Genomic DNA, 8,640 nt, shown 5'->3' with positions numbered 1-8,640 from the left:
CGTCAGATGTGTAGAATAGACAGATCCCGTGCACGCCCCGCCCGGACAGTTCGCCGCTCAGCGCGGCGGCATGCCGGATGCGGCTCGCCGTCCTGCGTGATCCGGTCCACCGGGGCCCACGCCCAGCCGGGCTGCCCGGCGAGCACGGTGAGCCGGTCCAGGTCCGGGTAGAGACGCAGATCGCCGTCGGGGGAGCCGAGCACGTCGGTGCTGACGATGGAGTCGTTCGCCAGGAACGTGTCGAACACCGGCGACATACCGACGCCCCAGGCCGCGGCCGCGGCGAGCCTGGCCGTCGGGATCGTTTTCACGCGAGTGATGCCCGCGGTGTCGACGTAGCACAGCACGATCCCGTGCACGCCCCGCCCGGACAGTTCGCCGCTCAGCGCGGCGGCCTGCTCGACATCACCGGGACGCCCGCCCGGGACGGGGTCGGCGAGGGTGGTCATACGTCCTCCAGGGCGGCCTCGGCGGGGGTGCGGGCCGGTGTCAGGGTTTCACGGCCACCGCGCCGAACTGCGGTACCACGACGGGGGAGTGGAGATCGGATCGCCACTGCGAACACGACACGAGCCCCGGTTCGATCAGCTCAAGACCGTCGAAGAAGGAGGCGATCTCGGCGCGGCTGCGGGCGGTGATCGGCGGGGTGGCGTTCTCGTTCCAGAACTTCATGGCCGGGATCTGGCCCTCGCCGCCCAGTTCGGCCTCGTGGGTGGGGTGCGTCAGGACCAGGAAGCTGCCGGAGGGGACCGCGGCCATGACGCGGCGGGCGATGTCCCGCGCCTTGTCGGTGTCCAGGACGAAGTTGAGGATGCCCAGCATCATGACCGCGACGGGACGCGTGAAGTCCAGTGTGCCCGCGGCCCGTTCGAGGATGGTGTCGGGGTCGTGCACGTCCGCGTCGATGTAGTCGGTGACGCCCTGAGGCACACCCGTCAGCAGCGTACGGGCGTGGATCAGCACGATGGGGTCGTTGTCGACGTACACGATCCGCGACTCAGGGGCGATCCGCTGGGCGATCTCGTGGGTGTTGTCCGCCGTGGGCAGCCCGGTGCCGATGTCCAGGAACTGCCGGACCCCGCGCTCCTCGGCCAGGAACCGCACCGCCCGGCCCAGGAACTCGCGGTCCGCTCGGGCGACGTCCCGGATCAGCGGGAACATCGACGCGACATGGTCACCGACCCGGTGGTCGACCTCGTAGTTGTCCTTGCCGCCGATCCAGTAGTTCCAGACCCGCGCGTTGTGCGCCACAGCGGTGTTCAGCCGTGCCGTACCCTCCGCCGGCGTGGGGGCCTCGCTCACGTCTCGTCCTCTCCTCGACCGAACCGCCGTCGCCGCCATTGTGCCGCGCTCATGATCAGCGTGTCCCGGGAATCGGGGCAGCGGGACCTCAGAGGGGCCGGGGGACGCCCCCGGTTAGGGTGGACAGCCGTACCCGGAACGACAACCGGCGCGACCGCGCGCTCCAGGAAACAGGACATGCCCTACTCCCACTCGCCCCTGCCCACCGCGTCCGACGCCCCGGCCGCCGCTCCCGCCGACATCAGGCTGGTCGTCACCGACATGGACGGCACTCTGCTGGACGACGACAAGCGGGCCCCGGCCGGACTGTGGGAGGTCCTGGACCGGCTGCGCGAGCGCGGAGTGCTGTTCAGCCCCGCGAGCGGCCGCCAGTACGCCACGCTGGCACGGGAGTTCGCCCCGGCGGCGCAGGGGATGGTGTTCATAGCGGAGAACGGCACCTACGTCGTGCGCGACGGCGTGGAGCTGAGCTCCGACCCACTGGAGAGCGCCGTCGTCACCGAGGTCGTCGAGGCGGTACGGCGGCTCGCGGCCGACGGCGTCGACGTGGGGGCCGTCGTCTGCGGCAAGCGGTCCGCGTACGTCGAGCGGACCGACGCGGCCTTCCTCGCCGAGGTGCGCAGGTACTACGTCGAACACCGGACCGTCGAGGACGTCACCGCCGTCGACGACGACATCCTCAAGGTCGCCCTCTACGACTTCGGCCCCGTCGAACGCACCACGGCACCGGCCCTGCACCGCTTCACCGCCACCCATCAGGTCGTCGTCTCCGGTGAGCACTGGGTCGACATCATGAACCCCACCGCCAACAAGGGCGCCGCCGTCCGCCGGCTCCAGCGCGAACTCGGCATCACCCCCGCGCAGACCCTGGTCTTCGGCGACTACCTCAACGACCTGGAGATGCTCGACACCGCCGAGTGGTCCTTCGCCATGGCCAACGCCCACCCGGACGTCATACGCCGCGCCCGCCATCTGGCCCCGTCCAACAACGACAACGGCGTGCTGCGCACCGTCTCGCGCCTGCTGGGACTGCCCGCAGCGGAGGGCTGAATCGCCCCCACGGGTCGCCGCTCCGGACCGCACCGGCGGTATCGTCGCAGGTGCGACCACCGTTTCCGGCCTGCGGCGGAGACGGCGGACGCCGATACGTCGGGAGCGAGACGGGAGCCGAACGTGCGCGCGCGTGACCTGGCGGTGGAGTACGAGACGGTCGGCCTCGACAGCGACGCCCTGGACGCCGCACGGCTGATGGCCGAGCACCGGTTGCCGGCGATGCTGGTGCTGGACGAGCGGGGCGCGCCGAAGGCGATTCTGCCCGCCTCCCAGATGATCAAGATCCTGGTCCCCGGCTACGTCGTGGAAGACCCCACACTCGCCGCCGTCGTCGACGAGCGGCACGCCGACCGGCTGTGCGAGGCGCTGAAGGGCCGCACGGTGCGCGACTGCCTGTCGTTCTCGGCGCCGCCCCCCGCCGTCGCCGCGCCGGACGACACCGCGCTGGAGGTCGCCGCCCAGATGGCCCAGATTCGCAGCCCGCTCGTGGCCGTCGTCGACAAGGACGCGACGGGCGTCCGGCTGCTCGGCGTGATCACTGCCTCCCACCTGCTGGAACGCCTGCTCGCCGCGGCGACGTGACCTGCGGGGCCGCCGGGTTCCGGCAGCGTTCCCGGCCGGTGGCCACGCAGTTGCATGCTGTTAGGGAAGCGTCAAGGCCCGGTAGGGTTCCGACCGGTGTGCCGGGAAGTCTGGTCGGCGAACGGGATCACCCTGTCTTGTGACGTCCGATCGGGAGCACCGTGAACGACTGGCACAGCTGGGCGGCGGTCGTCGTCTTCGTCGGCGCGTACGCCCTGATCATCAGCGAGAAGATCCACCGCGTCGCCGTCGCACTGGGCGGCGCCGGCCTGATGCTCGCGCTCGGGGCCACCAACGACATCACGGCGTTCTACTCGGAGCACGCCGGCATCGACTGGAACGTCATCTTCCTGCTCATGGGCATGATGATGATCGTCGGCGTGCTCCGGAAGACGGGCATGTTCGAGTTCCTGGCGATCTGGGCGGTGAAACGGGCGAAGGCCATTCCCTACCGGGTGATGGCCATGCTCGTCGTGATCACCGCGGTGGCCTCCGCGCTGCTGGACAACGTGACCACGGTCCTGCTGATCGCCCCCGTCACGCTGCTGGTCTGCGAACGCCTCGCGCTGCCCGCCGCGCCGTTCCTGATGGCCGAGGTGTTCGCGTCCAACATCGGCGGCACCGCCACCCTGGTCGGCGACCCGCCCAACATCATCATCGCCAGCCGGGCCGGGCTGACCTTCAATGACTTCGTCATCCACCTCGCCCCCGTGTCGGCGGTGCTGATCGTCGTGCTGTTGCTGCTGTGCCGGGTGATGTTCCGCAGGAGCTTCGTGTACGACGAGGAACGCGCCGCCGAGATCATGGCGCTGGAGGAGCGGGAGGCCATCCGGGACCCGCGTCTGCTGGTGCAGGGGCTGGTGGTGCTGGCGCTGGTCGTGGCCGGCTTCGTGCTCCATCCCGTACTGCACTACGAGCCCAGCATCGTCGCGCTGCTCGGCGCGGGTCTGCTCATCGCGGTCTCCACGGCCGAGGCGGGCGAGGTGCTCGGCGAGGTCGAGTGGCCGACGCTCGCCTTCTTCGCCGGGCTGTTCATCATGATCGGTGGGCTGATCGACACCGGTGTCGTCCCCGAGGTGTCCCGGGCGCTGGCCGACGCGATCGGGACCAACGAACTCGGCGGGTCCATGATCATGCTGAGCGCGTCCGCGGCCCTGTCGGGCGTCGTCGACAACATCCCGTACGTCGCCACGATGGCCCCGATCACCGCCGAGCTGGTGGAGAACATGGGCGGTGCCCAGGACCACGTCATGTGGTGGGCCCTGGCCCTCGGCGCCGACCTCGGCGGCAACGCCACCGCGATCGGCGCCTCGGCGAACGTCGTCGTCCTGGGCATCGCCGAACGCAACCGCCAGCCCATCTCCTTCTGGCAGTTCACCCGGTACGGCCTGGTCGTCACCGCGGTCACCGTGGCCCTGTCCCTCGGGTATGTGTGGCTGCGGTACTTCGCCCTGTCCTGACCCGCGGCTGCGCAGCCAAGCGTCCCGCTCCGCTGAGCGAAATCGCCTCTGACGGATCGTCAGTTTTGCCCGTTTTCTGAGAAGTTGGGCGACGGAGGCCCGGCCCGGTGTCGCCGGGCGTTCGACTGGGCATGGTGACTGGTGCTCCATCGGCCGCTCGGCCGTGGTACGTCGTCGAGGGGGAGCCATGTCGTCGCCGGTTCCGTCGGCCGATGGCCGGCCGCAGCCGCTGCTCGGCCCGTTGACCAGCGCCGCGGTCTTCCTGGTCGTCACCGTCGAACCGGGCGGGGAGACCGTGGCGCGGGAGCTGCTGGCGGGGCTCGCCGGACAGGAGCGGGCCCTCGGCTTCCCGCATCCCGACGGCGGGCTCTCCTGCGTCGCCGGGGTGGGGGCCCGGGCCTGGGACCGGCTGTTCGGCGCTCCCCGGCCTGCCGCGCTCGAGCCGTTCCGCGAGCTGGCCGGGCCACGGCACCACGCGGTGTCCACGCCGGGAGACCTGCTGTTCCACATCAGGGCGAACCGGCCGGACCTGTGCTTCGCGCTGACCGCCGAGATCATGAAGGGGCTGCGCGGGTCGGCCACGGTCCAGGACGAGGTCCATGCCTTCGCCTACTACGACGCGCGCAACCTCCTCGGCTTCGTCGACGGCACCGAGAACCCGGTCGGGCACGAGGCCGCCGACGCGGCGCTGGTCGGCGACGAGGACCCGGACTTCCGCGGCGGCTCCTACGTGGTCGTGCAGAAGTACCTGCACGACGTGGACGCCTGGGAGCGGCTGCCGGTCGAGACCCAGGAGAAGGTGATCGGCCGCACCAAGGCGACCAACGTCGAACTCGACGCGCCCGGTTCCCACAAGGACGTCAACACCGTCATCGGCCCGGACGGAACCGAGCAGCGCATCCTGCGCGCCGCGATGCCGTTCGGCCGGCCGGGACACGGCGAGTTCGGCACGTACTTCATCGCCTACGCCCGTGATCCCCGGGTGACGGACACGATGCTGGAGCGGATGTTCCTCGGCACGCCGACCTCCGGGCCCGATCCGCTGCTGGACTACTCCCGGGCGGTCACCGGAACCCGGTTCTTCGTCCCGTCGGCCGACTTCCTGCGCGCCATACCGGGGGACGGAGGTCAGTCGTCCTCCTCCTCGCCGTCGTCGGAGTGAGGCCTGCGCTCCTTCTTGTCCTTCGTGGCGTCCTGCCGTTCGTCGCCGCCGGTCTCCTCGGGCGTGGGAGTCGGCGAGGGCTGCACGGCCACAGCGGGGGACGGCGTGGCCTCCGTGGGGGTGGGACCGGTGGTGCCGGTGACGTCCGTGCTGGAACCCTCCGCCGAACTGTTGTCGGGTGAGAACCACACCATGCCCACCAGCATCGCCGCCACGAAGAGCGCCACCGCACCGGCGATCGCTGTCACCCGGGGCCGCCGCGTGAGCGTTTCACGGACGCCCGGTCGGCTCCGGCGTCGTGTCGGGTGGGCCCGGGTCGTGTGCCGGGAGGAGGACGGCAGCATGTACGTCGTCGCCGGGCCGGTCTCCGTGCTCGGGGGCTGTTGCGCGGGCGCCGGTGCCGGCGTGGCCGCGGGCAGCGGCTCGGGACGGCCCTGCCAGGCGCCCGAGGCGAACCAGTCGGCGACCTGCGCCGCACCCGGCCGGTGCTCGGGCTGCTTGGCCAGCAGGCCCAGCAGATAGCTCTCGAAGGCGGGCGGGAGGTCGGCGCCGAGCTGCCGCGGCGGTGTCGGAGTGGCGTCCAGGTGCTGGTGCAGGATGGCGATCGCGGTGTCGGCCTGGAACGGCGGGCGCCCGGTGAGCAGCTGGTAGAGCACACAACCCAGGGAGTACACGTCACTCGCCGGACCCGCGGGCTGCCCCAGCGCGCGTTCCGGCGCGAGGTAGAGACTGGTGCCGACGATCTGCCCCGTGGCGGTGAGCGCGGCCGCCGGGTCGTCGAGGAAGCGGGCGATGCCGAAGTCGCCGATCTTCAGGGTGCCGTCGGCGTCGAGGAGCAGATTGGCCGGCTTGATGTCCCGGTGGACGATGCCCTGTTGGTGGGCGGCGGCGAGCCCCGCGGCCGCCTGCGCGGCGATACGGGCCACCCGGTCGGCGGGCTGCGGCCCGGCGTCGGCGAGCACCCGGGCCAGGCTGTCGCCGTCGACCAGCTCCATCACGAGGAACAGCCGCTCGTCGTGCGCACCGAAGTCCAGAACGCCCACCACGTACGGGTGATGGAGCCGTCCGGCGGTCTGCGCTTCCAGGCGGAAGCGGGAGGCGGCGGTGGGGTCGGAGTCCTGGGGCAGCAGCAGCTTGACGGCGACCGGTCTGCCGAGCGTCTCGTCGTACGCACGCCAGACCTCTCCCATCGCGCCCCGCCCGATCGGATCGTGCAGCCGGTACCGGCCCGCTATGAGCACCTGTGTTTCATCCTCATGCTGTGTGACGTCTCGACGCCGCAGGCCGCAACTCACCGCACGGTCGCGGTTGATGGTGGGGGGATGCCGCAGCTGCCACAGCGTACCGGCCCGCGGACAGTGCCGGTGATCACCCGGTCGGTCAGGACTCCGTGGTTGACGGCCGCGCCTCACGACCGGGACTGCGCGTACCCGTGCTGCCAGGCCCAGGCCGCGATCTCGACCCTGTTCCGGGCGGCCGGCGGGTCACCCTGCACCGCGACCCCGCCGTGACCGACGACCTCCCGCACGAGGTGCAGGCGGCGGCCTTCCGGGTCGTACAGGAGGCGCTCACCAACGTACGGCGGCACGCGGGCGACGCCACGGAGATCGCCGTCGCCCTGCGGCGCCGCGGCGACCGGCTGGAGGTGTCGGTCACGGACGACGGCCGGGGCGGCAGCGGACTCCCGGACGCCGCCCGCGGCGGCGGCTTCGGCCTCGTCGGCCTGAAGGAGCGGGTCACGGCACTGGGCGGCGATCTCCACGCCGGCCCACGCGAGGGCGACGGCTGTGAGGTGCGGGCGGTCTTTCCGGCGGGGGAGGCTTGGCACGGTGCAGGATGACTGGCGCGGGTCCGGACCGCCCTGGGCGCCGCCGGTCCGTGGGGGTACCGATGTCCGAGGAGTGTCCGAGCAGGTGTCCGAGCAGGTGTCCGAGGAGTAAGGAAGCAGCATGAGCGAACCGGCCGCCGTGGTCCGTCTCACCCGGGAACTCACCGCCGGGCTGAAGTCCGACGACCTGGCCGACTTCTACCGGGATCTGCACCGTCACCCCGAGCTGTCCTTCCAGGAGCACCGGACCGCCGCCAAGCTCGCCGGGCGGCTGCGTGCGGCGGGATTCGAGGTGACCGAAGGGGTCGGCCGTACCGGCGTGGTGGGGGTGCTGGCCAACGGGGCCGGGCCGGTCGTGTGGCTGCGCGGCGACATGGACGCGCTGCCGGTGCGGGAGGCGACGGGCCTCGACCACGCCTCCTGCGTCGACGGTGTGATGCACGCCTGCGGGCACGACCTGCATGTCACCTGGCTGGTCGGCGCCGCCGAGGCGCTGGCGGCCGGGCGGGAGAGCTGGTCGGGCACGCTCGTGGTGATCGGGCAGCCCGCGGAGGAGTCGGGCGGGGGAGCGGCGGCGATGGTCGCGGACGGGGTGCACGAGCGCTTCCCGCGGCCCGACGTGCTGTTGGGTCAGCATGCGGCGCCCGGCCTCGCCGGGTTCTATCCGCACACCCCGGGCCTGATCCTGTCGGCCTCCGACGACATCGACGTCGTCGTACACGGCCGCGGCGGCCACGGCTCGCGCCCCGAGACGACCGTCGACCCGGTCGTGACCGGCGCGTACATCGTCACGCGGCTGCAGACGGTGGTCTCCCGCGAGGTCGCTGCGGCGGAGTCGGCGGTGCTGACGGTGGGGCAGTTCCACGCCGGTACGCAGGCCAACATCATCCCCGCCGAGGCCCGGCTCGCGCTGAACCTGCGGACCCAGGACACCCACGTGCGCGAGCGCATCCTCGCCGCCGTCCGCCGCACCGTGGCCGGCGAGTGCGAGGCCGCCGGCTGTCCGGTGCCGCCCGAGGTCACGGTCAGACGCGGCTATCCCAACACGGTCAACGACACGGCCCTGGACACGGAGATCGCGGCCGTGCACCGCGAACTGTTCGGCGCGCACACGGTGTTCGACTTCGGCCCGGCGATGGGCAGCGAGGACTTCTCCCTGCTCGCGCCCGCGGGAGTGCCGTACGACTACTGGTACGTCACCACCACTCCCGCGGACGTCTGGGATGCTGCGCCGGGCGAGCGCCTGATGGACA

The 8,640-nt window shown here is 71.7% G+C and carries 7 protein-coding genes and 2 pseudogenes; 6 read left to right on the top strand and 3 right to left on the bottom strand.

Features of this window, described 5'->3' with window-relative positions:
* Positions 1-29 precede the first annotated feature (29 nt).
* Both ACTWQJ_RS40090 and ACTWQJ_RS40085 read right to left on the bottom strand, forming a co-directional pair.
* Positions 30-449: pseudogene (locus tag ACTWQJ_RS40090) on the bottom strand (glutamine synthetase); the annotation flags it as partial.
* A 40-nt stretch (positions 450-489) separates the two neighbouring features.
* Positions 490-1,302 carry an SAM-dependent methyltransferase gene (locus ACTWQJ_RS40085; protein WP_443311365.1) on the bottom strand — a complete coding sequence of 271 codons (813 nt, stop codon included), beginning with the start codon at positions 1,300-1,302 and terminating at the stop codon, positions 490-492.
* Between the two features lie 177 nt (positions 1,303-1,479).
* On the opposite strand from ACTWQJ_RS40085, the gene ACTWQJ_RS40080 reads away from it, so the two are divergent.
* The 4 genes from ACTWQJ_RS40080 to ACTWQJ_RS40065 all read left to right on the top strand — a co-directional run bounded on the left by ACTWQJ_RS40080 (position 1,480) and on the right by ACTWQJ_RS40065 (position 5,559).
* Entirely contained in the window at positions 1,480-2,352 is an 873-nt protein-coding gene (locus ACTWQJ_RS40080; protein ID WP_443311364.1) for a Cof-type HAD-IIB family hydrolase, read from the top strand.
* 123 nt (positions 2,353-2,475) lie between these two features.
* Positions 2,476-2,937 carry a CBS domain-containing protein gene (locus ACTWQJ_RS40075; RefSeq protein WP_443311363.1) on the top strand — a complete coding sequence of 154 codons (462 nt, stop codon included), beginning with the start codon at positions 2,476-2,478 and terminating at the stop codon, positions 2,935-2,937.
* Positions 2,938-3,098: 161 nt separating this feature from the next.
* Positions 3,099-4,397 (top strand): SLC13 family permease, encoded by a 1,299-nt coding sequence (locus ACTWQJ_RS40070; protein ID WP_443311362.1) that lies wholly within the window; start codon positions 3,099-3,101, stop codon positions 4,395-4,397.
* A 187-nt stretch (positions 4,398-4,584) separates the two neighbouring features.
* Positions 4,585-5,559, top strand: coding sequence for a Dyp-type peroxidase (locus ACTWQJ_RS40065; RefSeq protein WP_443311361.1), 975 nt, complete (start codon positions 4,585-4,587; stop codon positions 5,557-5,559).
* Here the strand turns inward: ACTWQJ_RS40065 and ACTWQJ_RS40060 are convergent.
* Positions 5,526-6,800, bottom strand: a complete 1,275-nt coding sequence (locus ACTWQJ_RS40060) for a serine/threonine-protein kinase (RefSeq protein ID WP_443311360.1) — start codon at positions 6,798-6,800, stop codon at positions 5,526-5,528. The genes ACTWQJ_RS40065 and ACTWQJ_RS40060 overlap by 34 nt on opposite strands.
* Before the next feature lie 236 nt (positions 6,801-7,036).
* On the opposite strand from ACTWQJ_RS40060, the pseudogene ACTWQJ_RS40055 reads away from it, so the two are divergent.
* Together ACTWQJ_RS40055 and ACTWQJ_RS40050 are read left to right on the top strand one after the other, a co-directional pair.
* Positions 7,037-7,399, top strand: a pseudogene (locus ACTWQJ_RS40055) (sensor histidine kinase); the annotation flags it as partial.
* Between the two features lie 109 nt (positions 7,400-7,508).
* On the top strand, positions 7,509-8,640 hold a 1,132-nt coding region (locus tag ACTWQJ_RS40050; protein WP_443311359.1), incomplete at its 3' end, for an amidohydrolase.

Origin of the sequence: Streptomyces sp. KR55, assembly GCF_052245645.1 — a bacterium.
GTDB classification, from domain to species: domain Bacteria; phylum Actinomycetota; class Actinomycetes; order Streptomycetales; family Streptomycetaceae; genus Streptomyces; species Streptomyces flavusporus.
Note: the sequence above shows the minus strand (reverse complement) of the source record. Positions and strands in the feature narration are given on the sequence as shown.

Excerpts from the sequence above, each read along its gene's own strand:
- ACTWQJ_RS40080 (WP_443311364.1), top strand. The coding sequence starts at position 1,480 with ATGCCCTACTCCCACTCGCCCCTGCCCACCGCGTCCGACGCCCCGGCC.
- ACTWQJ_RS40065 (WP_443311361.1), top strand. The coding sequence starts at position 4,585 with ATGTCGTCGCCGGTTCCGTCGGCCGATGGCCGGCCGCAGCCGCTGCTC.